General features: G+C 65.9%; 26 protein-coding genes. 9 read left to right on the forward strand and 17 right to left on the reverse strand.

Annotated elements, in window-relative coordinates; all coding sequences use genetic code 11:
• Positions 1-48: 48 nt before the first annotated feature.
• Both M1D93_RS15630 and M1D93_RS15635 read right to left on the reverse strand, forming a co-directional pair.
• Positions 49-2232 (reverse strand): S1 family peptidase, encoded by a 2184-nt coding sequence (locus M1D93_RS15630; protein WP_461172387.1) that lies wholly within the window; start codon positions 2230-2232, stop codon positions 49-51.
• Positions 2229-2948, reverse strand: a complete 720-nt coding sequence (locus tag M1D93_RS15635) for a tyrosine-protein phosphatase (protein WP_461172388.1) — start codon at positions 2946-2948, stop codon at positions 2229-2231. The genes M1D93_RS15630 and M1D93_RS15635 overlap by 4 nt, the downstream gene beginning before the upstream one ends.
• A gap of 163 nt (positions 2949-3111) precedes the next feature.
• Here M1D93_RS15635 and M1D93_RS15640 point away from each other — a divergent pair, with 163 nt between their 5' ends.
• The gene (locus M1D93_RS15640; protein WP_461172389.1) at positions 3112-4026 is read left to right on the forward strand and encodes an SGNH/GDSL hydrolase family protein; all 915 of its coding nucleotides are present in this window, start codon (positions 3112-3114) and stop codon (positions 4024-4026) included.
• Between the two features lie 11 nt (positions 4027-4037).
• Here M1D93_RS15640 and M1D93_RS15645 read toward each other — a convergent pair whose 3' ends face one another.
• Positions 4038-4646, reverse strand: coding sequence for a GNAT family N-acetyltransferase (locus M1D93_RS15645; protein WP_461172390.1), 609 nt, complete (start codon positions 4644-4646; stop codon positions 4038-4040).
• 75 nt (positions 4647-4721) lie between these two features.
• Here M1D93_RS15645 and M1D93_RS15650 point away from each other — a divergent pair, with 75 nt between their 5' ends.
• On the forward strand, positions 4722-4955 hold the full coding sequence (locus M1D93_RS15650; RefSeq protein ID WP_461172391.1) for a DUF6480 family protein: 234 nt from the start codon (positions 4722-4724) through the stop codon (positions 4953-4955).
• Between the two features lie 9 nt (positions 4956-4964).
• Here M1D93_RS15650 and M1D93_RS15655 read toward each other — a convergent pair whose 3' ends face one another.
• The 5 genes from M1D93_RS15655 to M1D93_RS15675 form a co-directional block, all read right to left on the reverse strand.
• On the reverse strand, positions 4965-5774 hold the full coding sequence (locus tag M1D93_RS15655; RefSeq protein ID WP_461175038.1) for a 3-hydroxyacyl-CoA dehydrogenase family protein: 810 nt from the start codon (positions 5772-5774) through the stop codon (positions 4965-4967).
• Positions 5775-5836: 62 nt separating this feature from the next.
• Entirely contained in the window at positions 5837-6658 is an 822-nt protein-coding gene (locus tag M1D93_RS15660; RefSeq protein WP_461172392.1) for an enoyl-CoA hydratase/isomerase family protein, read from the reverse strand.
• The gene (locus tag M1D93_RS15665; RefSeq protein WP_461172393.1) at positions 6658-7884 is read right to left on the reverse strand and encodes a thiolase family protein; all 1227 of its coding nucleotides are present in this window, start codon (positions 7882-7884) and stop codon (positions 6658-6660) included. Before M1D93_RS15665 ends, M1D93_RS15660 begins: the two co-directional genes overlap by 1 nt.
• Before the next feature lie 135 nt (positions 7885-8019).
• Positions 8020-8697 carry a pentapeptide repeat-containing protein gene (locus M1D93_RS15670; RefSeq protein WP_461172394.1) on the reverse strand — a complete coding sequence of 226 codons (678 nt, stop codon included), beginning with the start codon at positions 8695-8697 and terminating at the stop codon, positions 8020-8022.
• The gene (locus tag M1D93_RS15675; protein ID WP_461172395.1) at positions 8697-9158 is read right to left on the reverse strand and encodes an SRPBCC family protein; all 462 of its coding nucleotides are present in this window, start codon (positions 9156-9158) and stop codon (positions 8697-8699) included. Before M1D93_RS15675 ends, M1D93_RS15670 begins: the two co-directional genes overlap by 1 nt.
• A gap of 140 nt (positions 9159-9298) precedes the next feature.
• On the opposite strand from M1D93_RS15675, the gene M1D93_RS15680 reads away from it, so the two are divergent.
• Positions 9299-9475: a CsbD family protein gene (locus tag M1D93_RS15680; RefSeq protein WP_461172396.1), complete on the forward strand. Its 177-nt coding sequence runs from the start codon at positions 9299-9301 to the stop codon at positions 9473-9475.
• Positions 9476-9587: 112 nt separating this feature from the next.
• Here the strand turns inward: M1D93_RS15680 and M1D93_RS15685 are convergent, their stop codons facing one another.
• The gene (locus M1D93_RS15685) at positions 9588-10658 is read right to left on the reverse strand and encodes a DNA polymerase IV (protein WP_461172397.1); all 1071 of its coding nucleotides are present in this window, start codon (positions 10656-10658) and stop codon (positions 9588-9590) included.
• 187 nt (positions 10659-10845) lie between these two features.
• Between M1D93_RS15685 and M1D93_RS15690 the strand changes: the two genes are divergently transcribed.
• The gene (locus tag M1D93_RS15690) at positions 10846-11781 is read left to right on the forward strand and encodes a type IV toxin-antitoxin system AbiEi family antitoxin domain-containing protein (protein WP_461172398.1); all 936 of its coding nucleotides are present in this window, start codon (positions 10846-10848) and stop codon (positions 11779-11781) included.
• Between the two features lie 264 nt (positions 11782-12045).
• Here the strand turns inward: M1D93_RS15690 and M1D93_RS15695 are convergent, their stop codons facing one another.
• The 8 genes from M1D93_RS15695 to M1D93_RS15730 form a co-directional block, all read right to left on the reverse strand.
• On the reverse strand, positions 12046-13506 hold the full coding sequence (locus tag M1D93_RS15695; RefSeq protein ID WP_461172399.1) for an amino acid permease: 1461 nt from the start codon (positions 13504-13506) through the stop codon (positions 12046-12048).
• Positions 13507-13680: 174 nt separating this feature from the next.
• A complete protein-coding gene (locus M1D93_RS15700; protein ID WP_461172400.1) occupies positions 13681-14019 on the reverse strand; it encodes a Rieske (2Fe-2S) protein in 339 nt (112 codons plus the stop codon).
• Positions 14016-16532, reverse strand: a complete 2517-nt coding sequence (gene nirB / locus M1D93_RS15705) for a nitrite reductase large subunit NirB (protein WP_461172401.1) — start codon at positions 16530-16532, stop codon at positions 14016-14018. Before nirB ends, M1D93_RS15700 begins: the two co-directional genes overlap by 4 nt.
• Positions 16532-16879 carry a molybdopterin oxidoreductase gene (locus M1D93_RS15710; protein WP_461172402.1) on the reverse strand — a complete coding sequence of 116 codons (348 nt, stop codon included), beginning with the start codon at positions 16877-16879 and terminating at the stop codon, positions 16532-16534. Before M1D93_RS15710 ends, nirB begins: the two co-directional genes overlap by 1 nt.
• Positions 16880-17041: 162 nt before the next feature.
• Positions 17042-18757 (reverse strand): ribosomal protection-like ABC-F family protein, encoded by a 1716-nt coding sequence (abc-f, locus tag M1D93_RS15715; RefSeq protein WP_461172403.1) that lies wholly within the window; start codon positions 18755-18757, stop codon positions 17042-17044.
• Positions 18758-18915: 158 nt separating this feature from the next.
• Positions 18916-19785, reverse strand: coding sequence for a metal ABC transporter permease (locus M1D93_RS15720; protein ID WP_461172404.1), 870 nt, complete (start codon positions 19783-19785; stop codon positions 18916-18918).
• The gene (locus M1D93_RS15725) at positions 19785-20585 is read right to left on the reverse strand and encodes a metal ABC transporter ATP-binding protein (protein WP_461172405.1); all 801 of its coding nucleotides are present in this window, start codon (positions 20583-20585) and stop codon (positions 19785-19787) included. The genes M1D93_RS15720 and M1D93_RS15725 overlap by 1 nt, the downstream gene beginning before the upstream one ends.
• Complete coding sequence (locus tag M1D93_RS15730) at positions 20582-21568, reverse strand: metal ABC transporter substrate-binding protein (RefSeq protein WP_461172406.1); 987 nt, start codon at positions 21566-21568, stop codon at positions 20582-20584. Before M1D93_RS15730 ends, M1D93_RS15725 begins: the two co-directional genes overlap by 4 nt.
• Positions 21569-21642: 74 nt before the next feature.
• Here M1D93_RS15730 and M1D93_RS15735 point away from each other — a divergent pair, with 74 nt between their 5' ends.
• The 5 genes from M1D93_RS15735 (at position 21643) to M1D93_RS15755 (ending at position 26134) form a co-directional block, all read left to right on the forward strand.
• Entirely contained in the window at positions 21643-22404 is a 762-nt protein-coding gene (locus M1D93_RS15735; protein ID WP_461172407.1) for a lysostaphin resistance A-like protein, read from the forward strand.
• Positions 22405-22510: 106 nt separating this feature from the next.
• Positions 22511-22951: a VOC family protein gene (locus tag M1D93_RS15740; protein ID WP_461172408.1), complete on the forward strand. Its 441-nt coding sequence runs from the start codon at positions 22511-22513 to the stop codon at positions 22949-22951.
• Between the two features lie 22 nt (positions 22952-22973).
• Positions 22974-23927: a 1,4-dihydroxy-2-naphthoyl-CoA synthase gene (locus M1D93_RS15745; protein WP_461172409.1), complete on the forward strand. Its 954-nt coding sequence runs from the start codon at positions 22974-22976 to the stop codon at positions 23925-23927.
• A gap of 88 nt (positions 23928-24015) precedes the next feature.
• Complete coding sequence (locus M1D93_RS15750) at positions 24016-25185, forward strand: AMP-binding protein (protein WP_461175039.1); 1170 nt, start codon at positions 24016-24018, stop codon at positions 25183-25185.
• Positions 25186-25252: 67 nt separating this feature from the next.
• Positions 25253-26134, forward strand: coding sequence for a 1,4-dihydroxy-2-naphthoate polyprenyltransferase (locus M1D93_RS15755; protein WP_461172410.1), 882 nt, complete (start codon positions 25253-25255; stop codon positions 26132-26134).
• Positions 26135-26151 lie beyond the last annotated feature (17 nt).

The raw sequence follows: 26151 nt of genomic DNA on the forward strand, positions 1-26151 counted from the left end.
TGGCCGGCGTGAACCCGTTCGCCACGGGTGGTTGAGGGTGCCGTAACGTCAGCGCCGGGTCTGGCGCTTCCGACGCCGGACCAGCGCCATCAGCACGGCACCGACGACGATCGCGCCCACCGCAGCACCTGCCGCGGGAAGAAGCGGGGACGGGCCGGTGTAGGCGAGCGTGCCGATATACCTCCGGTCGCCGTTGCCTCCGGTATTGGCGAGGTCAGCGGGAGGGGTGTGGACTGGTGGGTTAACGACGACGGCGGGCGGCCCGTCCGTGGAAGCCGGCAGTACCGGTGGTCCCGACTTAGCCGCGGCAGCCGGTTCAGCCGCGGCAGCGGGTTCAGCCGCGGCAGCGGGTTCAGCCGCGGCAGCGGGTTCAGCCGCGGCAGCGGGTTCAGCCGGTTCAGCCGCGGCAGCGGGTTCAGCCGGTACAGCGGGGGCGAACTCGAAGCTGCTGGCTCCGGAGACACTGTAGCCGTTGATTGTCTCGGCCGTGAACCGAAGCGGCTCCTTCCCCTCGGGGGCAGGAAAGCCCCAGGCGCCGTCGTCATCAACGGAGACCTCGAACGGTTGCTGCCCCTCAATGGTGATGCGGACTTTCGACCCGGCGGCAATCGCCGAGACCGGTGCTGCCGGGACCTCGCCGCTGATGACCTGGCCGGCCTCATACGTGGCGCCCCGTGCCGGCATCGTCACCACCGGCTTGTTAAGGAACAGCTCCAGCTGGTAGCCGGGCAGAACCTTGAGGCTTTCAGTAAGGGTGGCACCTACCGCAAAATTCTGGATCACGTTGCCATCCTCGTCGGGAGTGTCCCCGGCAGCGTGAGTTCCCACAGCGTAGTTTCCGCTGATGTAAGGTCCACCGGAGTCCCCACCGCTGGACTGGACGTCGTAAGACAGGAAGCCTTTGAAGGCCCGCATGTCGAGGGGTTCAGCGGGATCGCTTGTATCAGTTGGTTCTACATATGTAGGGCCGGGAACCATGAAGATTCCCACAGCATCAATCTTGCCGCAGGACCAGGCCGAGGTCCTGCCGGAACGGCAGACGGACATGCCGGCAATCGGTTCGGCCGCGCCGATGATCTTCACGTCAGGTTCCGGCTGCGAGGCGTCGCCCCAAGTGCTGGCCGCCGGAAGCGGGTCCAGATCGGGGCGGAGGGATTCAACGACGGCAATGTCGGTTCCCACGTTGCCGGGGTCCGTAAGTGCGGTGTTGTCCGGACCGGTTGGGCTGTCAGGGTCGAGGACCCACGAGTTACCCGGGCCGCCGAACTGGCTGAAGCCAAACCTGCCCAGGAGCCCTGTCTGGGTGAACTGGAATTCCAATGTTGCCGTTTCGGCAGCACCGTCGGAGGCACAGTGGCCCGCGGTGAGAACTGTCGGCAGCCCTGCGGGGTCGAAGGCAGAGAAACCTGTCGAACAGACCCAGCCGGTATCGGCAATGTAGCCAACTCCCCCGGCAACGTCAGCCTCAGGCGCGAGCGGAGCGCCGCCGTCGAGCTCAACATTGGCGAACCGGGCCACGAATTCAGAAGGGGACTTCTTGCCGGAGTCAGAAGCGGCAGTGGCAGCCGTCGAAGCACCAGTGTCTGAGCCATCCTGACCGGTGCCACCCGCAGCGGCATCCGACCCCGCTTCCGGCGAATTGACGCCGCCGGTCCGGATGACGAACTTTCCGCCGGAGGCCACTACGGCCTGCAGGCCTTCCGTGCCGACTTCACCGATATACGCCTGGAACAACTGCTCGACACTGACGGCCAACTCGCTGCCCTGGCTTGGCGCAGTGTCGTCGCCAGGTTCCTCCGCCGTCACCGGAGCGGGGGCGTCCTCCAGCGCAAGGGCCGGGACGGTCTGTCCAAGCACGGCAACTTCCGCCTGCAGCTCTGCTCCAGCGCCCGAGACCACGATCTGCCCGTCCTGGAGCCCGATCCCCGAGTAGCCGGGGACGTCCCGCAGCCGAGTGGCCACCTCGGCTGCCTCGGCACCTAACTGCCCTGCCGCAGCAAACTCCGCGGGAGTCATTTCCAGGTCACGCAGGACTGCTTCCTCCAGGGCAACCTCAGACAGGCCACTGCTGTTGATATCAGTGACGACGGCGGGAGGCTCAGTCAGTTCAGGCTCGTCTGCCGCCCAGACCGGATTTATGGCAAAAACAGAGGACGCCAATACTCCCGCAGCCGCGCCGGCGGCCAGGAAACGCGGAAGCTTGCCGGCGCTCATCACTTTGCCGGCCCTCATCGGGACACTCCGGCGCCGCAGAGGGCCAGGACCGCATCCAGCTCAGCCGGGCTGAGGCCGTGCCGCAAGAGGTAGGAGCGGGTATCGAGGCTCCGCACAAATTCCACCACCGCGTTGCCACGCTCCTGAAGCAGCGGCGCCAGCTCGGTTTCCTCAACGTAGCGTTCCCGTGCGTGCGGCGGGCCATGGGTGCGGTAGCGCTCGTTGATGCCGCGGGCTGCGCGCCGATAGCCATCGGCGATGACCTGGTCGGAGTGCCCCGCCAGGTCCTGGACCATGGCGGCCACCATTCCGCTGCGGTCGCGGCCGGCTGCGCAGTGGAGCACAGCGCCGCCGCGCGCCGATGCTGCGGCCAGCTCACGGAAGACTCCCGCCAGCTTCTCCGGGAAGAGTCGCGCGTTATCCGCGTAAAAGGCAGGGTCGTTGAGGTAGGGGCCGGATAGATCTGTAAAGCGGCGATCTCCCGGCTCTTCGGTGGGAGCGGAAACAACGATTACCCCGGCTAATGCCGCCTCCGTCACTACCGGGTCGGTGTCCCGTCGCCGCACCTCGGCAGCGTTGCGGAGATCAATGACCGTGCGGATGCCGTCGTCGTACGCCTGCCGCCAGCCAACCTCCGTCAGCCATTCCCGCCTGCCCATCCGGTAGACGCCGCCGGCCACATGCCACGCGTTGACAGCACCATCCCAGTCCATGGGCCCGTCTGCTGTGTTCATCCGGACAGCTAATCACATCAGTCACATCAGTCGCACGTGTCAGAGGTATAGGCCGGTCTCGAAATTGGGGTACACCCAGCAAGTGACCGCTTCCGTCCCGAGGTATACCGTGTCGATTAGCTGCTCGCGCCGCGTTCGCGGCCGGCGTTGGAAGGGGAACAAGATGCGAAATCCAGCAGGACGACGGCGGCGCTCGGCTTTTGCCGCAGCCTTTGCCACCGTGGCCATGGCACTTGGCGTCGCAGCCATTCCGGCCGAGGCGTCGCAGACAAAGGTTGACTATGTGGCCCTTGGTGATTCATACACCGCGGGGACCGGGGCGGGGGCGCCGGAACGCCCGGCAGATGTGGACTGCTGGCAGAGCCAGCCGGGGTACGTCGATCTGGTGGGAAAGAGCAAGGGGATCAAGCTCGTGGCGAATGCGGCCTGCCATGGCGCTGTGCTCTCCAGACTTAGCCCTACATTTGACCCCGTTATCTACACGCCCACCGTCCACGAGCAGATCAGGTTCCAGGTGCGCGGCAAAGCCCTCTCGGTTAAGACAGACCTGGTCTCGATTACCGCAGGAGCCAATGATCTGGGTTTCGCGCGGGTGCTGGGAGTTTGCGCTTTCTCGGATGAGAGCACGTGCAAAGCAGCTGTTGAGCAGGCCACCTCCCCCAAAGCCCTTGCTTTCCTGACAGCCAGTCTCGTCGGGACATACTTAGCCATAGAAGTCACGGCACCACGTGCACAGACGGTGGTGCTGGGCTACCCGCTGCTGTTCGATCGGGCCAGCGAAATACAGCCGATTCCGCGGGAGAATCAGGTGCTCATGAATGGGGCCACGTCTGCGGTGAATGCGACAATCGAAAAAGCTGTTCGGGCCACCCAGGCGTGGCCCGGAACGGACCTGCTGTACGTCGACGTGACCGACGAGTTTGCCGGACACGCCGTTAACTCAGCAGCCCCGTGGCTCCAGCTGTCACCAAGTGACTTCGGGGCCGACTACAACTTCCATCCCAATCAGGCGGGGCATCGGGCATACGCCTCAGCGCTCCTGGCGGCGGTTGGGCCGGCCGAGCCCGCAGGCCAGTAGCCCGGCAGCCCCTACCCCCGCCGGGCCAGCCTGTACTCCAGGCCCGCCCGGACCATGGGCCATTCGTGTTCGAGGATGGAGAACACCACGGTGTCGCGCAGGATGCCGTCGCGGGACCGCGAGTGGCTGCGGAGCACACCGTCCTGCTTGGCGCCCAGCCGGGCGATGGCCTCGCGTGACTGGTGGTTGAGCCAGTGCGTCCGGAATTCCACGGCCGGGCAGCCCAGAACCTCAAAGGCGTGACGCAGCAGCAACAGCTTGGAGTCCGAGTTGGTCCCGGTCCCCTGCACGGAGGCGGCGTTCCAGGTGGAGCCGATCTCAACACGGGGAGTGCCGGCGTCGACATTCATGTACGTGGTCATTCCGATGATCCTGCCGGGGCCGCCGGTGGCCGCGTCGATCAGCCGGGTGGTGAACGGCAGCATGGAACCCTGCTCCTGCAGGGCAAGCCGCCGCTCAATTTCCGCTGCCATTTCGTCCGGCGACGGCACCGAGGTGTACCAGAGGCGCCACAGCTCGCCGTCGCGGGCAGCATCAACCAGGCCGTCGTGATGGTCCGGATTCAGCGGCTCCAGGGTTACATACCGGCCAGTCAGGGTAAGGGGTTCAAGGAAGGTCACTGCACCAGCCTAGGTCCAACCAAGAGGGCCGGTTACGCTGGATAAAGCACCAGGACCGCAAACGAGGGAGATAACGTGTCAGGACACAATCCAGACCCGGAAGACGACAAGCTCACTGGCCTGGAGCCGGGAGGCGGAGTGCCGCCAGGAGAAACGCCGCCGGGCGAAGCCTCCACCACCACCACCCAGGGCCATGACGAACACGGCACCAAGAAGAGCACGCAGTTCTTGGTGATTGCAGCCATTGCGGTAGTGGTCCTGCTGTCGCTCCTGTACTTCGTCGGCTACATTGTGGGCTTTTTCGACTAGCCGGCGGTATTAGCTGGTCCAGTCAAAAAAGCCCTTGCCGGTCTTGCGGCCCAGTTCGCCGCGCGCCACCTTGTCCTTGAGGATCTGCGGCGGTGCGAATCGCTCACCCAGGGTGGAGTGCAGGTACTCCGCGATGCCGAGCCGGACGTCCAGCCCGACGATATCCGTGGTTCGAAGCGGCCCGGTGGGGTGCTTGTAGCCAAGGACCATGGCGGCGTCGATGTCCTCGGCGGACGCCACCCCCTCCTCCACCATGCGCATCGCCTCCAGGGCGATGGCAACGCCCAGCCGGGAGGACGCAAAACCTGGGGCGTCATTGACGACGACGGCGGTCTTGCCAAGTGCCTCAACCCACCCTCTCGCCGCGGCGGCAAGCCCGGGAGACGTACGTTTGCCGAGCACCACCTCGATCAGGGTGGACGCCGGGACCGGGTTGAAGAAGTGCAGGCCCAGGAAGTTCTCCGGCCGATTGAGTTCTCCGGCCAGGCCGTTCACGGACAGAGATGAAGTGTTTGAGGCGAGATAGGCATCGTCTGCGAGCCGCTCCTCGATGCCCCGCAGCGCCGTGACTTTCAGGTCCCAGTCCTCCGGCACAGCTTCCACCACCAGTTGCCGGTCCTTGAATTCGTCGTAGTCCACGTCCACCGTGAGGCGGGAAAGGAGCTCGTCGAGGTTGGCGTCCACGGCGCCGCGCTCGATGCTTTTGGCTGCGGCGGATTCAACCCGTTCCCGGGCTGCCTCGGCGGACGGCTCGTCGCGCTCGATCACCAGCACGTCCGCCCCCTTGACCAGGAAGGCGTGCGCAATGCCGGCACCCATGCGACCGCCGCCGAGGACGCCGACGCGGGAAGGGAGGCCGGCGGCAGGTTGTGGTGTGCTCACTACTTCTTCTCTCCGGTCCCGGTGCCGGCCTTCACGCCGCCGCCGTTGGGGGTCTTGCTGGCTTTTTTGTCCAGGAACCTCTGCATCCGGTCGAACTTATCCTCGGATTCAAAGAGGATGCCCTGGGCCAGTTGGTCGATCAGGGGGTGGGCTTCCCCAGGCGCATGGAACACCGACTTGGTGATGCGCACGGCCAGCGGATCCTGCCGGCCGATCCTGTCCGCCAGGTTCTGTGCCGCGTCCAAAAGTTCTGCTGGTTCGTGGATCTCGCTGATGAGGTTCACCGCCAGGGCTTCTTCGGCCCCGAGGACCCGGCCGGCCAACAGAATCTGCTTCGCCACCGGCTCCCCCACCAGCTCCTTCAACCGCCAGCTGGCCCCGGCCGCAGCGAGGATGCCCAGCCCGGTTTCCGGGTTGCCGATGCGCACGTTGGGCGTGCCGATCCGGAAGTCAGCCGCGTAGGCGAGTTCCGCCCCGCCGCCCAGGCAATATCCGTCCAGGGCGGCAATAACGGGCATGGGCAGCTTGGCGATCCGGACGAAAATGGTTGAGTTGATTCCCTTCAGGGCATCGTCCCGGCGGCGCTCCCGCAGCTGCGCGATGTCGGCCCCCGACGCAAACACACCGTCCACGCCCGCGATGATCAGTATCTTCGGGTTCTGCTCAAGCGCGGCGCAGACGATGTGCAGTTCATCCACCATCTGCTGGTCGATGGCGTTCCGGACCTCGGGGCGGTTGAGGAGCACCACCACGCGGTCGCCGCGCTCTTCCACCAGCAGCGCATGGAATTTTTCCGACGCCAGGTCCACAGCGCCCGGCATTAGACCTTCTCCAGCAGCATGGCGGTGCCCTGGCCCACGCCGATGCACATGGTCGCCAGCCCGATCCGGGCGTCCTCACGCTCCATCCGCCCCAAGAGGGTGATGGCGATCCTGGCCCCGCTGGAACCCAGCGGGTGCCCCAAAGCGATGGCGCCGCCGTCGTTGTTCACGATGTCCGGTTCAAGGCCCAGCCGCCGGATGCAGGCGAGGGACTGCGTGGCAAACGCTTCATTAAGTTCAACGGCGCCAAGGTCACCGACGCTGAGCCCGCTCCGCTTGAGGACTTTTTGGGTGGCGGGCACCGGGCCGATCCCCATGATCTCGGGCTCGCAACCCGCCGAGGCACCGTCGATGATGCGTGCGCGAGGCGTCAGGCCCAGCCGTTCGATGGCCGCTTCCGACGCCACAATGATGGCTGACGCACCGTCGTTGAGGGACGAGGAGTTGCCGGCCGTGACAATGGTGCCGCCGTTGGCCACCGGCTTCAGCCCAGCCAGGACGTCCATGGTGGTGTCAGCCCGGGGACCCTCGTCCGTGTCCACAACATGCTCGGACTTCCTCGTCTTGACGGTGACGGGGACGATTTCGTCCTTGAACCGGCCGGCAGCCGTGGCGTCAAGGGAGCGCTGATGGGAACGGACAGCGAAGGCGTCTGCGTCCTCACGGGAGATGCCGTCCACACGGGCCACTTCTTCGGCCGTCTCGGGCATTGAGTACGTCATCTTGCCGTCGCGGGAGAGCTCGCCTTTGTGGAACCGGGGGTTGGTGAAGCGCCAGCCGATGGAGGTGTCGAAGATCTGGCCGGGCTTGGCAAAGGCAGCAGTGGGCTTCTCCTGGACCCAGGGCGCACGGCTCATGGATTCCACGCCGCCGGCGATGACGATGTCCGCGGCGCCGGCCTTGATCATGTGGCTGGCCTGGATGATGGCGGAGAGGCCGGAGGAGCAGAGCCGGTTGACGGTGATGCCGGGGATGTGGAGGGGCAGCCCGGCAAGCAGGGTGGCCATCCGCGCGACGTTCCGGTTTTCCTCCCCGGCGCCGTTGGCGTTGCCCAGGATCACCTCATCGATGCTGTCCGGATCAAGCCCGGCCCGGTTCACGGCCTCCCGGACTACCAGTGCTGCCAGGTCATCGGGGCGGATGGAGGAAAGTGCCCCGCCGTATTTGCCCACCGGCGTTCGGACCCCGCCAACAAGGAAAGCCTGCGGACCTGCGGTTGCAGCCATGGAAACACCCTTCACGCGATAAACAGCACTGTCATCGGCGGCAGGCAGACTGGAGTGCCCCACTTACCGACCGTTCGTTCTGTAAATAGTACACGGGAGGGTCTTTTATGGGTACCGGCGCCTTTCCCCGAAGGCCTAGAGGACCGTAACGCCCAGATGTGCGGCCAGGAGGGGTGCCAGGAGGCCCAACTGGTGCTCGTCGATTACTACGCCCGCCAAACTGCCGAGGCCGCTGATGCTGCGGAACCCGGTGCCCCGCAGATCGAAGTCCTTGAGCTTCGCCCCACTGAGGTCGAGGGAGCCGATGGTGCAGTTCTTGAGCACCACGCGGGTAGCTGAGGCTGAGCCCAGGTCCAGTTCATTGATGATGCAGTCGCTGATGAGTACGTCCGTGATTTTGGCGCCGCGGAGGTTGAGAAAGTCCAGCTTTCCGCCGTCGATGCGGACGGACTGCCAGCCGCTCTCATACAGTTCAGCCGAACCCAGCCGGGGGTTCCGCAACTCAACGTCCCGCCACGTGGTCCGGGCTGCCTTGAACACCGGCGCGTACAGCTCACCCAGGATGCAGTCCCGGAACGAGGACCCGCGGAGCTGCGTGTCATTGAAGGACACCCCCTGGAATTCGCACTCCGCGAAGTCCGTGCCGCTCAGTTCGAGACCGTCAGCCGCGGCGCGGCTGTACCGGCCGCCGTCGTACCTTTCACCGCGGCGGAAGTCCGACGCCGGCTGGTCCGTCAGGTTTTCCAGCCTGACGGGGGTAAGCCTGGGCGCAGCAACATTCAGGGCGCCGGGCCTGGAAGGACGCGCGGCCACTACGGAAGCGATTCTGCTTTGGCCGCGATCTCCGCCAGGTCCTTCGTCAGCGCCTTGCGGGTGGCGGCCATACCCATCCTGCCGAACAGCAGCATCATGAGCCGGCTCACCAGCGTCGGCTTGATGACCTCGGCGCCGAAGGCGAGGGTAAGCTCGGTGCCGCCGTCACGCGGAGCCAGGCTGAACCGCGTGGTGTAATCCGCGCCGCCCTGGACGGCCTTGACGGTGGTGCTGCGGTGCTGATCGGCGTCCTCCACCCACATCTCCACCGTTTCGGATTTGCCCAGCATCTTCCGGGTCTCCTTCCAGCGCGTCCCTTCCCCGTACGGGCCGTCGGTAAGGAGCTGCACGGAATCGACTCCGGACAGCGTTGCGGCCGAGCCGGGAATGTCCGTAATGACGGACCAGACTTTTTCCGGTGGCGCCTGGATGTGCTGCGTAAGGCTCAGGGTGTGCTCCATGATCCGAGCCTAGCCGCGGGTCCGGACAATCAACAGGCGCCCCTCCCGGCAGGAAACACCCGGCTTGAATTAGTAAGCATGCTTCGTGTTAGTGTGAAAATGCACTGTTTGATCAACGGAAACGAAAGGAGGCCACCACCATGGGCCTCGGAGACAAGATCAGTAACGCAGCAGAAGACCTCGGCGGCAAGGCCAAGGAAGCCACAGGCAATGCCACCAACAACGACCGCCTCAAGGCCGAAGGCCAGACCGACCAGGTCAAGGCCGACGCCAAGAAGGTCGGCGAAAGCGTCAAGGACGAGTTCAAGCGCGACTAGCCTCTTCCTGCGGCAGTCCGGCTGAACCAGGCGGGCTGTAACAGCGCGAAACGGCGGCGGATCCCAAGGGATCCGCCGCCGTTATGTTTGCCCCGGGCGGTGCGAGTGCGCGTTACCATCCGCTCCGGGTGGGCGTATGCCCCTGCCGGGAGTCTTCGGGCATCGTCATTTCGGCGCGCAGCCCAAGGAGCCGGATGGGGCGGCCAGGCTCGATCTTCGACACGAGGTCGAGCGTGCGCGCGAGCACTACCGCCGGGTCCGACGTCTCCGGGATCTTCCGGGCGTACGTCTTGGTGAGAAACGGGGCGTAGCGGACCTTGAGCGTCAGCCCGATGACCGGCCGCCCCTCGGCCGCGACGTCCTCCAGCACGCGTGCCGCCAGTTCCCGGACGGCGTCGTCAACCTGCCCGGTATCGGTGAGATCGCGCTGGAAGGTGGTTTCCCGGCTGTGCCCGCGCGCCACCCAGGGCGTGTCGTCGACAATGCGCGCACCGTCACCCCGTCCGAGCTGCGCATACCAGGGACCCATCTTCGGACCGAACTCGGGGACCAGGTCCTCAGGGTTGGCCGCTGCCAGGCCGGCAACCGTCTTGACGCCGAGCGTGGCAAGCCGGCGCGACACCTTCGTTCCCACGCCCCACAGCTCGATCGTCGGCCGGCTTCCCATGACCTCGAGCCAATTGTCTTCGGTGAGCCGGAAGACGCCGGCCGGCTTGCCGAACGTCGTCGCTACCTTGGCGCGGACCAGGGTATCGCCGATGCCCACGCTGCAGTGCAGGCGGGTCTCCTCAAGGACGGCGCGCTGCAGTTGCCGGGCGTAGGCATCAGGATCATCTGTCTGCACACCAACAAACGCTTCATCCCAGCCGAGAACCTGGACAGTGGCGTTCGGCTGCGAGCGCAGCACTGCCATGACCTGCTCGGACGCAGCAAGGTACGCCTCCTGGTCAACGGGCAGGATGACAGCGTCCGGCACCTTCCGGGCGGCGATGCGCAGCGGCATTCCCGAGCCGACGCCGTACGCCCGGGCTTCATAGGACGCCGTGGACACAACAGCCCGCTCGGTGGGATCACCGCGGCCACCAACGATCACCGCCTTGCCCGCAAGCTCGGGCCGGCGGAGCACTTCAACGGCCGCAATGAACTGGTCAAGGTCCACATGCAGCACCCAGGGTTCGCCCACAAGCCCAAGTGTGCCCCCCGCCGGCCGCTCCGCACCACCTTCCCGGCGTGCCGCCGTCGTAATCGCTGGAACCGTGCCGGCTCGCTGAGCCGTTCCAGCGACCCCGCACGGTTCCAGCGTCCGGGGACTTTCCACATAACGACGACGGCCCCTGGCCTGGGCGTTTCCCGCGCCGGAGCGTGGGTGCATGACACAGCACCCCGCATCTTTGCCGCAGCTGCCCACCACAGGAAACCTATGGCGCACTGACCAGCTGCATACGAGCGGGCTCAACTCGAGGGCCATCCGGCGTCTAGTCAGTTGCGGCGGCCTGGTCCGCCTGCGGTACGGCTGCTACATCCGGGCCGCCCTATGGGAGAAGCAGTCTCCCACAGTCCGCAGCCTGCAACTGATTCATGCACACGCCCATGGGACACTGACCACCTCAACGGGAAACTTCGTCTACAGCCACACGTCAGCTGCACGCCTCCACGGCCTGTTCCTGTGGAACACGGATGACCTGGTCCATATCCTGCTTCGGGTACGGCCCTCGCGAGAGCGCCTCGGGAAGGATGTCCGCGGCCATACCCGGCCGTATGCCGACACTGAAGTGACAACCCTCGGGCGGTTTAGGTTGACGTCCCTTGAGCGGACACTGGTGGACTGCGCGATGATGCTCGAATACCGCCAGGCGCTGATACTCGTGGACCATGCGCTCCGGCTTGGCGCCAACCTCGATCTGATGAACGCCATGGCCGGGAACCTTCCGGGCCGCAGCGGAGTGAGGAACCTTCGCCTAGTGTTGGCCAACGCGGATATCCGCGCCGAGTCGGCCGGCGAAACACTGACCCGGGAGCTCCTCTCACGACTGAAGTTGCCCATGCCTGAAGCTCAGGTTGAGGTGCAGAGCCGCGTGGGCCGGCATCGTCTTGACTTCGCCTGGAAGGAGAAGAAGGTGGCCCTCGAATTCGACGGCAAGGTCAAATACTTCGATTACCAACCCACCGCCGAAGTCCTGTTCCAGGAGCGGCGCCGGGAGAAGGCCCTCACTGAAGACGGCTGGTACTTTGTCCGACTGGAATGGAAGGACCTGTTCCGGGAGCACGAGTTCAAGAACCGGATCCTCGCAGCCCTGGTGCGCTGAGTTCACCCAGCCTCCAGCCCCGGCGGCCCCCAGTCCCGGCGCTGTCCAACTCGCGGGAACAGTGCCCGCACGCTGAAGCGTTCCGGCGACCGGGCAGGGTTTCGGCGAACGTGAAGCGTTCCGGCGAGCGGGCAGGGTTCGGGTGACCGGGCAGGGTTCCGGCGAGTCAGGCGAGCCGGCAGCAGGAGCACCCCGGGAAACGCCGACGGCGGGCCCGCCCTCCCCAGGGGCGTCCCGCCGTCGCACGTACTGCTCGGTGAACCGTTAGCTGTACAGCGCGTTCTTCGGTTCGTTGTTCTTGACCTTCTGCCAGCCGAGCCACAGGACCACCGCGAAGAACGGGATGGTGGCCAGCGTCCAGAGGCCGAGGTAGAACACCTCGCCCGTCTTGCTGGTCATGGTGTCGAAACCGATCAGCACGGCGATGGCCAGCAGTCCGATCAGGCCGGCCCAGCTGGTCCACGGCGAGCCGGGCATCGGCAGGGTGGACGTAACGCCCTTCTTGTGGCGCAGCGCGATCTGGCTGGCGAAGATGGCACCCCAGGTGAAGATGACACCGATGGACGCGGTGTTCAGTGCCAGGTCGAACGCGTGGGAGCCGCCCAGCCAGATGTTCAGCATGATACCCACCAGGTAGAAGGCTGCGATGGCGAGGATGGCCGCGTACGGGACGTGCCGCTTGGACATCCGGGTGAGCCACTGCGGGGCGTGGCCGTTGTTGGCCATGGTGCGGAACACGCGGCCGATCGAGTACAGGCCCGAATTGCAGGAGGACAGTGCAGCGGTGATCACGATCATGTTCATTACGTCGCCCACCCAGGCGAGGCCCATCTGGCCGAACACGGTAACGAACGGGGACGTGCCCGCCACGTACTGGTCGGACGGCAGCAGCATGGCCAGCAGGGTCACGGAGCCGACGTAGAACACCACAATGCGGAGGACGACGGCGCGGATCGCCTTGGGCACTTCGCGTTCCGGGTTCTGCATCTCGCCGGCGGTGATGCCCACGAGTTCGATGCCGTTGTACGCAAAGATCACGGCGTTAAGGACCAGGACCATCACCAGTGCGCCCTTGGGGAACATGCCGCCTTCGGCAGCGAAGAGGTTGGCAACCGAGGCGTTGCCGTCTCCTACCTGCGCGTTGGTGACCACCATGAAGGTGCCCACCGCGAGGAAGATCAGGATGGCGCCGACCTTGAGGCAGGAGGCCCAGAACTCGAACTCACCGAACGCCTTGACGCTCAGCAGGTTGACCGCCACCAGGAGAGCCAGCGCGGCGATGGCCGAGGCTTCCACGGGAACGTTGGGGAAGAAGAACTGGAAGTACAGGCCGATGGCGATCAGTTCGGCGATGCCGGTCATGCCCCAGTTGATGAAGTACATCCAGCCGGAAAGGAACGCGCCCTTCTTGCCGAACATCTCGCCGGCGTAGCTCACGAACGAGCCGGACGTCTGGCGGTACATGATGAGCTCGCCCAGCGCCCGCATGAGCAGGTAGGCGATGACGCCGGCGATGGCGTAGGAGAAAATCAGGGCCGGGCCGGTGGAGGCCAGCCGGCCGCCGGCACCCATGAACAGGCCGACGCCGATGGCGCCGCCCATGGCGATCATGGTGACGTGGCGCCTGCCCAGGGTCTTGCTGTATCCCTCGGCGCTGAGGGTGGGGTCGACGGCGATGGATGGTGCCGTGTTGTTCTGGAGATCTGTGGGGGTACTTTGAGGCACAACGATTCCTTGTGGGTTGGGGGTTGGCCGCATCCGGAGCAATGATGATTCCGCTCACAAATTCGGTGTAATGCCCTGTTGGGCAACCGAATGTGATCGGAATCTCTCGTGGCGCCGAAGCTTCGCGCGGCTCGTCTATCTTACAAGACGCGCGGGGGTGCTACGTGACGCGGACTACACGTCCGTCTCAAGCACCAGGTTCCGGTCCCCGTCCAGCGTCACGTTGTAGCTGCGCAGCGGTTCCGCTCCGGTGGTTGAGCAGCCACTCGCAAGATCAAAGGCATGCTGGTGCAAGGGGCAAATCACCACCTGCTGGTCGATGGTGCCGTCCGCAATGGGCCCGCCGCGGTGGGGGCAGACTGCGGACAGCGCCCGCAGTGAACCGTCCCGGAGCCGGAAGACAGCCACCTGTGCGCCGTCCACCGCGAATGCCCTGCCTTCACCCAGCGGGACCTGGTCCACGGGGCCCAGGACGTGAAAAACCGCGTTCCCGCTCACCTTCGTGCTGCTCATTGGACCGGCACCTGGGGAAGGACCGTCAGGGGAAGCGACGTCCGGAACTGGCCGGGAGTCAGAGGATCGTCGCGCTCGCTCCAGGGATCCACATAACTGTCAACGGATGCCTGCATGGCGGCGTCCAGCCGGGCCGCGATCCCTTGGGAGTCATCAACAATCACCGCGCGCACGTGCTCGATGCCCACCCGGGGAACAAAGGCATAGGTCCGTTCCAGCCAGTTGGCCTGTTCGCGGTAGTACTGCATGAACCGGCCGGTGAGGACCTTCACCTCTTCGGGATCGTCCACCGTGGCCAGCAGGTCGCCCTTGCGGATATGGGCACCGGCTGCTCCCCCGACGTAGATCTCCCAGCGGCCGCCTTCCACCGCCACTACCCCTACGTCCTTCACCAGCGATTCGGCGCAGTTCCGGGGGCAGCCGGACACGGCGAGTTTCAGCTTGGCCGGTGACTCGATGCCCTGGAAACGTGACTCAATCTCGATGCCAAGCTTGGTTGAGTCTCCTGTTCCGTAGCGGCAGAAATCCTTACCCACGCAGGTCTTCACAGTCCGGAAACTCTTGCCGTAGGCATAGCCGGAGGGCATATCAAGGTCGGCCCAGACCTGCGGAAGGTCCTCCTTGGGAACGCCCAGCAGGTCGATGCGCTGCCCGCCGGTGAGCTTGATCAGCGGAACGTTGTGTTTCTCGGCTACATCCGCGATCCGGCGGAGCTGCTGGACCGATGTCACGCCGCCTTTCATCTGGGGCACCACGGAAAACGTGCCGTCGCGCTGGATGTTGGCGTGGACGCGGTCATTGATAAAGCGGGAATCCCGCTCGTCGATGTACTGGTCCGCGAGCATCATCTTCAGCAGGGAGGCCAGGCCCATCTTGGACTTCGCGTCCTCACGGCCGTCCGGAGCCAAGGCCTGGAACACCGCGGAGACCGAACGCAGCCCGCGTTTCCGGATCTCGGCCATCAGGGCTGGCTTGTCCAGGGGAATCCCGGGGACGTAGTAGCCGGCTGCCGGGTCTTCCTCCACGGCGCCATCGGCGGCCCACTCCACCACCTGCCGCACCAGGAGTTTGCACGAGCCGCAGCCTTTCCCCGCCCTCGTGGCGTCCATGGCGCCTGCTACGGACGTGCAGCCGCCCCTGACGGCCGTGGTCAGGTCCCTCTTGCTGACACCGTTGCAGTTGCAGACCTGGGCGTCGTCATCAAGTTCCGCCACGCCCACGTCTTCCCCGGGCGTGCCGAGGTCGAACATCAGGCTCAGCCGCTCCTCCGGCAGGGGCAGGCCGCGGTCAAAGGCCTGCGTCAGGTAGGCAACTTTGCGGCTGTCGCCCAGGAGGGTTGCCCCCACCATCTTGTTGTCCCGCACCACGATGGACTTGAAGACCCCGCGGCTGGGCTCTGAAAAGACGATGTGCTCGTCCGTGTCCAGTTCCGGCCCGTGCAGGCCCATGGACGCCACTTCGACGCCCGCCACTTTGAGTTTGGTGGCCGTCCGCGAGCCCAGGTACGCTGCGCTGGTATCGGTCCCGGTCACATGGTTCGCCAGGACCACGGCCTGCTCCCACAAGGGAGCCACCAGGCCGTAAACCTCACCGCGGTGCTGGACGCACTCCCCCACGGCATAGATGTCCTCCTCGTCCTGCACCCGCAGCGTGTCATCCACCACGATGGCCCGTTCCACCGGCAGCCCGCTCAGGACGGCCAGGTCCACGTTGGGACGGATTCCGGCGGCCACCACCACCATGTCGCACGCAATGTCCGGCTGATCGCGCAGCCTGATTCCGGTGATCCTGTCGGTGCCGAGCACGGCAGTGGTCCGGCTTCCGGTGTGCACCTTGATTCCCAGGGCCTCGACGCTGCGGCGGAGCACCGCCCCGCCGTCGGGCCCCATCTGCGCGTTCATCAGGTGCCCGCCCGAGTGGACCACCTCCACCTCGATGCCGTGGGTCCGCAGGCCGTAGGCGGCCTCGAGGCCCAACAGTCCGCCGCCGATCACCACGGCGCGGCGGTGATGCTCCTGCCGGGCATGGGCAACCATCCGCTGCGTGTCATCGATGGTCCTGAAGCCGAAGATGCCCTGCTTGATCGAGCCGCCCGGAGTGTGCACGCCTTCCATGGGCGGCATGTGGGAGCGGCTTCCGGTGGCGATGATAAGGACGTCGTAGGGAGTGACCCTGCCGTCGCTGGAGAAGACGTGCCGGGTGAATTTGTCGATCCGCTCCGCGCGGACCCCGGCATGGAGGGTGATGTTGTTCTCCCGGTACCAGGACAGGGAGTTCAGGAAGATGTCGGTTTCATCTTCCTCGCCCGAAAGGACGTGGCTTAGCATGATGCGGTTGTAGTTCCCGTACGGCTCGTCGCCAAACATCGTGATGGTGAACTGGCCGGCGCCTCCCCGCGCAAGGATCTCCTCCACCGCCCTGGCGCCGGCCATCCCGTTGCCGATCACCACCAGGCGGCGGCGCGGCGGCGCGGTTGTATGCCTGCCTTGGGCGCGTTCCGCCACGCTGGTCATCAGTGCTCCACCATGCCCAAGTCAACAATTACAGACCCTTCGATGCCCTCGGGGGCGGCCACATGGAGCTCGATCACCGAGCCGCCCTCGATGTCCTCAACGACGCGCAGCGGCACATGCACATCGCTCTTCGCTCCGATGGGAAAGTAGCGCATGGGTACGCCGTTACGCATCAGGACCACCGCGACGAGTTCGGCGCTGGAGTTGCCGCCGCGGAAGTACAGGGTCTGGTTAATCACCCCGTCCGGGACATAGTGGGAGAGTTCGCTGTGGATCGGAACCGGTTTTTCCAGTCCTGCGCCCTTGAAGGGGTAGATGCCCTGCAGGAAAAGGTTCTTGGTGATCACGGGCAGATCCTTTCGGCCGGCGGAACGACTGGTACGCGCCCATCATCCGCCGCCTATGTTTCCGGCCGCCCGTTTCCCGGTAACCATCTCTTGAAGCAAATCTCACCATCCCCAGGCACGTCCTGAGGTGTGTGGCTTCTTCCCGGCGCTTCAGGCCGTGAACTAGGCCGGCGCAAGTACGCCCTTGTCCATGGAGTAGCGGATCCAGCGCCCGTTGACGGCGGCCCCGCCGTTGCCGCCGATGCTTTTCCTTGGGTTCCCGCCGTTGCCGCCGTTCGCGGCACGCTGGCACCGGGCAAACCACTCGCGGAGGGCACGGTCGTGGCTGACCATCACCACGGTTCCGGTGAAGGCTGCGAGCGCGGCCTCAAGCTGTTCCACCAGTACGGGCGCCAGGTGGTTGGTGGGCTCGTCCACGATCAGGGTGCTGTAGCCGCCCAGCAGCAGGCGGGCAAGCGCGAGCCGCCGCTGCTGGCCGGCGGACAGGCTTGCGACGGGAACATGGAACTCGCTGGTGCGGAACAGGCCCAACCGGAGAAGGGCTTCGGCATGCTCATCGATGTTCCCGCCCAGCCCTGCCGCGAACGCCGGCAGCAGCCGGAGCGAAGGCCATTGCGGCAACTCCAGTTCCTGCTGCAGGTAGCCCACCCGTTCCGGCCGCGTCACTCTTCCCTCGCCGGGCGCCAGAGTTCCGGCCAGCACGGACAGCAGCGTGGACTTGCCGGCGCCGTTCGGCCCGGTGATCAGGACCTTCTGGCCAACACCGGCCTGGAAGTTCGTGGCCCGGAGCCGGCCCGGGACGCTGACCCCGTGAACAGCCAGCAGGGCGGCTGCATCTTCGCCGGCCGCGTCTGCCGAAGCCTGCAAAGACTCCGGGGCGGACAGCCGCAGGGGCACCGGCGGCCGTTCCACCGGGCTGGCTTCCAGGCGCCGCAACCGTTCCTGCGCGTTCCGGACCTGGCTGCTGGCGGCTTTCTGCCACGTGCCGGCCTTGAAATCGAAGCCCATCTTGTCGCCGTCCCGCTTGCGGCCGTACCCCATGGTGCCGGCGACCGTCTCTGCCTGCCGCTTTTCGGCCTCCATGGCCTGCAGCCAACCGTGGTACTGCTGGACCCAGCGCTGGCGTTCGGCGGCCTTCTCGCGGAGGTAGCCGTCGTAGCCGTTGCCGTAACGAGTGACCGCACGGCGTTCAGCATCCACTTCGATGACGTTGGCAGCCACTTTGCGCAGCAGCATCCGGTCGTGGGAAACCACCACCACCGTGCCCCGATGGGCCGCGAGCCGGTCCTCGAGCCATGCTGTGCCGCGGGCGTCCAAATGGTTTGTTGGTTCATCCAGGAGCAGGATGTCCGCCGGGTCGGCCAGGACGCAGGCCAGTGCCACGCGTTCCTGTTCCCCGCCGGAGAGCGATCCCAGGGCGCGGTTCCGGTTCAGGCCGCCCAGGCCCAACCGGTCCAGTGCGGCCTCCACCCGGGACTCGGCGGCGTAGCCTGCACGCAGCTGGTACTCCGTCTGCAGCCTGCCGTAGGCTTCCAGGTCGCCCTCCTCGGCGTCGGCCAGCCCGGCCTCGAGCCGGTCCAGCTCCGCTTCGAGGGCCCGGAGCGATGCGAGGGACGCGTCGATGGCCCCGCCCACCGTCAAGGACTCGGGCAGGCCATGGGTCTGGGCCAGGTAGCCCACCCGGCCGTGGAGGGTGGCGGTCCCTTCCTGGGGCGGTTCGAGGCCGGCCAGGATCCGCAGCAGCGTGGATTTGCCGGCCCCGTTCTCGCCGACCACCGCTGCATGCTCGCCGGCATTGATCACCAGGTTGACGCCGTCGAGCAGCAGCCGGTCGCCGTAGCCGTGGGAGACGTTCGAAAGGTTGATGTGTTCAGTCAAGGGAAGTCCTCGCAAAAGTTCCGGAGTGTGGGCGCCGGAGCTGAACCGGGTTCATCCGGTGCTCGACGGCGGCCTTGGGTTTTGGGGAACAGTCCGGCGTGGCCGGGCTGCCGGATCAGGACTTCATCGCTCCAGCCTGCCTGCCCCCGACCGCGGCGTCAAGCAGCGGCGAGGGCGGCGGCTTTCCTGCGCCGGGCCTTCGCCAGCCGGGTGCCGATCAGCCCCTGCCGGGGGCTGAACAGGTAGACGACGGCGAACACCACTCCTTGAGTCAGGACCACCATGGCCCCCGAGGCGGTGTCCAGGTAGTAGCTGAGGTAAATGCCGGCAAGGGAACACACAGCGGAAATTAAGGGGGCGATAACCAGCATGCGCGAGAAGCGGTCCGTCAGCAGGTATGCAGTGGCTCCCGGGATAATCAGCATGGCCACCACCAGGACCACGCCCACCGTCTGCAGCGCCACCACGGACGTCAGGGCCAGCAGGCCCAGGAGCAGCGCCCCAAGGCGTTGGGGTGAGAGCCCGATGGCGTGGGCATGGGTGGGATCGAAGGCGTAGAGGGTGAGGTCCCGCCGTTTGAGGATGAGGATGACAAACGCCACCACACCGAGCACGAGGACCTGGACCAGGTCCGGAACGCTAACGCCGAGCAGGTTGCCGAAGATGATGTGGTTCAAGTCTGTCTGGCTGGGCGTCACCGAGATCAGCACCAGGCCCAGGGCGAACAGCGAGGAAAATACGATGCCGATCGCGGCGTCCTCCTTCACGCGGCTCGTGTTGCGGACCACCCCGATCAGTGTCACTGCTATCAGGGCGAACACCAGCGCGCCCAGCGCAAAAGGGGCGCCCACGATGTACGCCAGCACTACACCGGGCAGCACGGCGTGCGAGACGGCGTCGCCCATCAGCGACCAGCCGATCAGCACCAGCCAGCAGCTCAGCACTGCACAGACAACCGCGGCCAGGGCGGTGGTGACCAGGGCCCGGACCATAAAGTCATAGCCCAGCGGTTCGAGGAGTAACTCCATCAGCGGTTCACCCGCTTGCCGTCCAGGGTGCCGGGAACAGTGTTGCCCGGACCCTTGCCGCCAGGCAGGTCCCGCTCCAGCACGTCCAGCCCAAACGCCATCGCCAGGTTCTCGGGCTGCAGCACCACGTCCGGTGGGCCGTGCATCAGTACTTTGTGCATCAGCAGGACGGCCTCGTCGCACAGCTGCGGCAGGGCATGCAGATCATGCGTGGACACCAGGATGGTACAGCCGTCCGAGGCGAGCTCCCGCAGGAGCCGGGTGACGGTTGCCTCCGACCGTTTGTCCACGCCGGCGAAGGGTTCGTCCAGGAGCATGGTGGTGGCGCCCTGCGCGATGCCGCGGGCCACGAAGGCGCGCTTTTTCTGGCCGCCGGAGAGCTGGCCGATCTGGCGCCCGGCGTACGGACCCAGTTCCACCCGGTCCAGTGCTTCATCGACGGCGGCGCGGTCCGCTTTGGAGGCGCGGCGGGTGAAGCCTTGATGGCCGTAGCGGCCCATCATCACCACATCCCGCACGGACAGCGGAAACTGCCAGTCAACATCCTCGCTCTGCGGCACGTAGCCGATGCCGCCCTCCTTCCGCGCCCTCGAAGGTGACTGACCGTTGATCCGTACGGTGCCGGCGTCGGGCCTGATCATTCCCATGATCACCTTGAACAGCGTGGATTTGCCGGAGCCGTTCATCCCCACCAAGCCGCAGATCCGCGCGGGTTCAAGGGTCAGGGTAGCTGCATCGAGCGCCCGGACCTCGCCGTAATGGACGGTGACGTTTTCCACGAGGATTGCCGGCGAGGTCATGACCCTGCTCCGGTGGTTGCCCCGGCGAGCGCCTTGGTGATGACTTCGGCGTCGTGCCGGATGAGGTCCAGGTAGGTGGGGACCGGTCCGTCCGCTTCGGAGAGTGAGTCGACGTAGAGGGTGCCGCCGAATGTGGCTCCGGAAGCCCCCACCACCTGCTGCATGGGGGCGTCGGAAACGGTCGATTCGCAGAAGACGGCCGGGACCTTGTTGGCCTTGACGTACTCGATGGCCCGGGTGATCTGTTGCGGCGTTGCCTGCTGTTCGGCGTTGACGGCCCAGATATATACCTCGGTCAGGCCGGCGTCACGGGCCAGGTAAGAGAAGGCACCTTCGCAGGTAACCAGGGCACGCTGCGTTTCCGGGACGCCGGCGAGGCGGGACTTCATCTGGTCCTGCACCGCCTGGAGCTCGGACTTGTAGGCGTCCCCGTTGGCCTTGAAGGCCGCGGTGTTGTCCGGGTCCAGCTCGCTGAAGGCCTTCACCATGTTGTCCACGTAGATTTGGACGTTCACGGGCGACATCCACGCGTGCGGGTTCGGTTTCCCTTGGTAGGAGTCTTCGCTGATCGACATCACCTGCACGCCGTCGCTGACCACTGCGTGCGGCACGTCCAGCCCTTCGACGAACTGCCCGAACCAGGCTTCCAGGTTCAGGCCGTTGTCCAGGATCAGGGCGGCTTTCGATGCTTTCCGGATGTCTCCGGGGGTGGGTTCGTAGCCATGGATTTCGGCGCCGGCCTTGGTAATTGATTCAACCGTGAGCTTGTCCCCTGCCACGTTCCGCGCGATGTCCGCCAGTACCGTGAAGGTGGTCAGCACCACGGGCTTGCTGTCGCTGCCGTTTCCAGCAGCACCCCCTCCGCAGGCGGTCAGCAGCAGGGAAAGGACGACGGCGGCTGCCGCGGCGGCGAGCGACGTGACCCGCTGCGCGGGGCTCTTTCGGGCGGCTACTTTGGCGCACCGAAACAGAAATTTAGGCATACCGAACATTCTAGGGGAAGCCCGATTCCCCCGGCAACGCCAGTGGGGCGGTTAGAGGAAGCTAGGCTGAAACCATGGCCACCGCACACCGAATACCACCCGCACCGCAGCCACAGCTTTACCGGTTTTCGCCCTTGGATTTCGTCGCTGTCATCCTGTACGTGGGCCTCGCAGGCTTCTTCGCCCTGGCCGGACCACTGCTCGCACCCGTCCTGCGCCTGGTTGCCCCCACCCCCGCCGCCGCCTCCTACGCGATGAACCTGCTCTTCTATGCCGTGGTGGGCATACTCGCTGTGGTCGCCGCCCGGCGCGTGGTGGGCCGCGACCTGCGGGTCCTGGCCACCCGCCCGTGGTTCACGTTGCTGATGGTCCCGGCCACCGTGATAGCGATGATGATCCTCTCCGCCGTCGTGGTGGCGGCCAGCGGAAGCGTGGAAACGTCCGAGAACCAGGCAGGACTACAGGCCTTGATGCAGCAGGTTCCGGCGTGGCTGATGGTCCCGCTGCTGGTGGTGGTGGGCCCATTCGTGGAGGAGTTCATCTTCCGCCACCTGCTGATCGGCAAGCTGAGCCGGCGGGTGAACATCTGGGTGTGCTGTGTCTTGTCCGTGGTCCTGTTCGCCGCCTTGCACGTGGTGGGCCGCGAAGCCCTCACCCTCACCGTCCTGCTTCCCTATCTGGCCATGGGGGCAACGCTGGTGTTCGTGTACGTCTGGACCGGCAGGAACCTGATGTTTTCCTACTTTGTCCACGCCGCGAAGAACCTGCTGGCGGTGGTGTTTATCTACGCCATTCCGCCGGAACTCTTCGAACAGCTCCAGCAGGTTTCGGCCTAGCCAAACCAACGCGGGGTCTGACAACGCCCAAAAATTGGGGTTTTAGCGGCCACAAGTGACCCTCCGCGCCCTACCGCAGGAGCACCTGCCGCCGTACCGTGGTGGGATGGGACTGAACATCCAGATTGTCGTCGACTGCAAGGACCCGCACTCCCTGGCCGACTGGTGGGCCGAGTCGCTCGCATGGGCAGTGGAACCCCAGGACGAGGGCTTCATCCGCTCGATGATCGAGCAAGGGTTCGCCACCGAGGACCAGACAACCGTGCACAACGGCAAGCTGGTGTGGCGCGAAGGCTGCGCCATCCGCCCGCCCGAGGAACTGGAAGCAAAAGCGCCGGCCAGGCGGCTCCTGTTCCAGACCGCTCCTGAAGGCAAGACCGTAAAAAACCGCGTGCATTGGGACCTTGACCTGGCAGGCAGGGACAAGGACGAGGTGCGGCGGGAACTCGAGGCCCGGGGCGCCACCTTCCTGTGGAGCGCCAGCCAGGGGCCGCACTCGTGGCACACCATGGCGGACCCCGAGGGCAACGAGTTCTGCATCAGCTGACCCCGATTACTAGACTTGGACGGTGAGCAACCAAATCCCCGCCTCGGTGTCCGATGTCTTCGATCCCACCCGCTGGCGTGTTGTGTCCGGCTTCGACGACTTCCAGGACATGACCTACCACCGGCAGGTGGAGCGGGATTCCGACGGCGAATGGGTGCGCGATCTTCCCACGGTGCGGATCGCCTTCAACCGCCCCGAGGTCCGCAATGCGTTCCGGCCCGGCACCGTTGATGAGCTGTACCGGGCGATGGACCACGCGCGCATGTCCCCCGATGTTGCCACCGTGCTGCTTACCGGAAACGGACCCTCCCCCAAGGACGGCGGGCATTCCTTCTGCTCGGGCGGGGACCAGCGCATTAGGGGCCGGGACGGCTACCGGTATGCAGACGGCGAAACGCAGGAAAGCATCGATCCCGCACGGGCCGGCCGGCTCCACATCCTGGAAGTCCAGCGGCTGATGCGCACCATGCCCAAGGTGGTCATCGCCGTCGTGAATGGCTGGGCTGCCGGAGGTGGGCACTCCCTGCACGTCGTTTCCGACCTCACCATCGCCTCCCGCGAGTACGGCAAGTTCAAGCAAACGGACGCGACGGTGGGCAGCTTCGACGCCGGCTACGGCTCGGCCCTGCTGGCGCGGCAGATCGGGCAGAAGGCCGCCCGGGAGATCTTCTTCCTGGCCCGCGAATATTCCGCGGAGGACATGGTTCGGATGGGCGCGGTCAACGAGGCGGTGGACCATCAACGCCTCGAAGAGGTCGCCCTGGAATACGCCGCCGATATCGCCCGGCAGTCGCCCCAGGCAATCCGGATGCTCAAGTTCGCCTTCAACCTTGCCGACGACGGCCTGGCAGGCCAGCAGGTGTTTGCGGGTGAAGCCACCCGGCTGGCCTACATGACGGACGAAGCGGTGGAGGGCAAGGAAGCGTTCCTGGAAAAGCGCGACCCGGACTGGTCCAGCTTCCCGCACTACTTCTAAGGCAGGACGCGCGATGAACACCGAACCCCAAGGTAATGAAGCCCTGAACACCGGATCCCTCGGAGCAGGCACGCCCGGAAGCGGCGTCCTGGACATCGACCCGGCCCTGAAGGCGCTGGCCGCCGCCCTCCACGGCGAGGGCCCCGCCGTCGAACTTTCCGTGGGTGAAAACGGTGCCCTGGTGGTGGGCCATCTTGAAACGCCCGGCTGCGATGACGCGGTTGCCGTGGTGCGCACCTCCGGTTCCACCGGCGCCCCCAAGGCCACGGTGCTGACGGTGGAATCCCTGGCCGCTTCCTCGATGGCAACCGCCCTGGCCCTCAAGGGCGAGGGCCAGTGGCTCCTGGCGCTGCCCGTCCAGTACGTGGCAGGAATCCAGGTCCTGGTGCGTTCGCTGTTCGCGGGCACCCGCCCCTGGGTGATGGACATGTCCGGCGGATTCACGCCCGAAGCCTTCACGGCCGCCGCGCAGGAACTGACCGATAAAATCCGGTTCACCTCGCTGGTCCCCACCCAGCTGCAGCGGCTGCTTGAGGCGCCGTCCCCCGCGACCCTCGCGGTCCTCCGCCGCTTCAACGCCGTCCTGCTGGGCGGCGCGCCCGCCCCGGCCCCACTGCTGGCGGCCGCCAGGGATGCCGGCGTCAGGGTCATCACTACCTACGGTTCCGCAGAGTCCTGCGGCGGCTGCGTCTACGACGGCTTTCCGCTCGAAGGGGTGTCGGTGCGCGTGGAGGAGGACGGCCGCATCCTGCTGGGCGGCGATACCATCGCCGCCGGCTACCTGGAAGCACCGGATGAAGCCGGCAGCACATTTTTCGAGGAGGACGGCGTGCGCTGGTACCGCACCAGCGACCTCGGCAGCATTGACGACGACGGCCGGCTCACCGTCCTGGGCCGCGCCGACGACGTCATCATCACCGGCGGGGTCAAGGTCTCCGCCGCGCATGTGCAGGAGGAACTGGAAAAGTCCGACGCCGTCGCCGCGGCTTTTGTGGCCGGCGTCCCGTCCGCTGAATGGGGCCAGGCTGTAGCCGCTTACGTGGCGTTGGCCCACCCGCCGGGAGGGACCGCCGAGCCTGCGGGTTCGGCGGCACGCGGTAACCACGCCGTCGTGCTTGAAGAGGAGTGGCACCGGACGCTGGGCATCCTTGCGCCGAAAACTGTCCTGGCGTCATCCTCCCTGCTGATGCTGCCCAACGGCAAGCCCGACCGCCTGGCCATGGCCGCCGAACTCAACGCCCTGCACCAGGGAAAGTAAAGTAGACCTGCACCACCGGCGGGCCCCCATCCTGCCGCCTTCCCGAAAACAACGCGAGGTACTGACCGTGGCCACAGCCGCACAATGGATCCAAGGCGCCCGACTCCGAACACTGCCGGCCGCGATCGCGCCGGTACTGATCGGCTCCGCCGCCGCCTATGAGATGGATTCGTTCCTGCTCTTCAACGCCATCCTCGCGGCGCTGGTGGCCCTCCTGCTCCAGGTGGGCGTGAACTTCGCGAACGACTATTCGGACGGTATCCGCGGCACGGACGACGACCGTGTGGGTCCGCTCCGCCTGGTGGGCTCGGGCGCTGCCAGCCCGGAGCACGTGAAGCGTGCCGCCTTTGGTGCCTTTGCCGCCGCCATGGTTTTCGGGCTGATCCTGGTGGTAATCACGCAGAGCTGGTGGTTGATCCTGGTGGGGCTTGGCTGCGTGATGGCGGCCTGGGGCTACACGGGCGGCAAGAACCCGTACGGCTACATGGGCCTCGGCGATGTTTTTGTGTTTGTGTTCTTCGGGCTGGTTGCTACGTTGGGCACCACCTACACGCAGGCCGGTCAAATCAACCTGCCGGCCATTATCGGCGCCATCGGCACCGGCCTGATCGCCACCGCACTGCTGATGGCCAACAACGTCCGGGACATCCCCACCGACATGCAGGCCGGCAAGAAGACCCTCGCGGTGCGGCTCGGCGACAAGCACGCCCGGGAGAGCTACGTACTCATGCTCGCCGTCGCCATCATGCTGGTGGTGATCCTTGCCCCCGGACGGCCGTGGATGCTGATCGTCCTGCTGCTGATTCCTGCCTGCCTTATGCCCGCGTGGCTGATGATCAACGGCCGCAAGCGCAAGAGCCTCATCCCGGTCCTGAAGCAGACCGGCCTGATCAACCTCGGCTACAGCCTGCTGTTCTCAGTGGGTCTGGTGCTGAGCCACGGCTTCTAGAAGCGGGTTGCAGGGCC

The sequence above is a fragment of the Arthrobacter sp. Z1-9 genome (genome assembly GCF_054792695.1).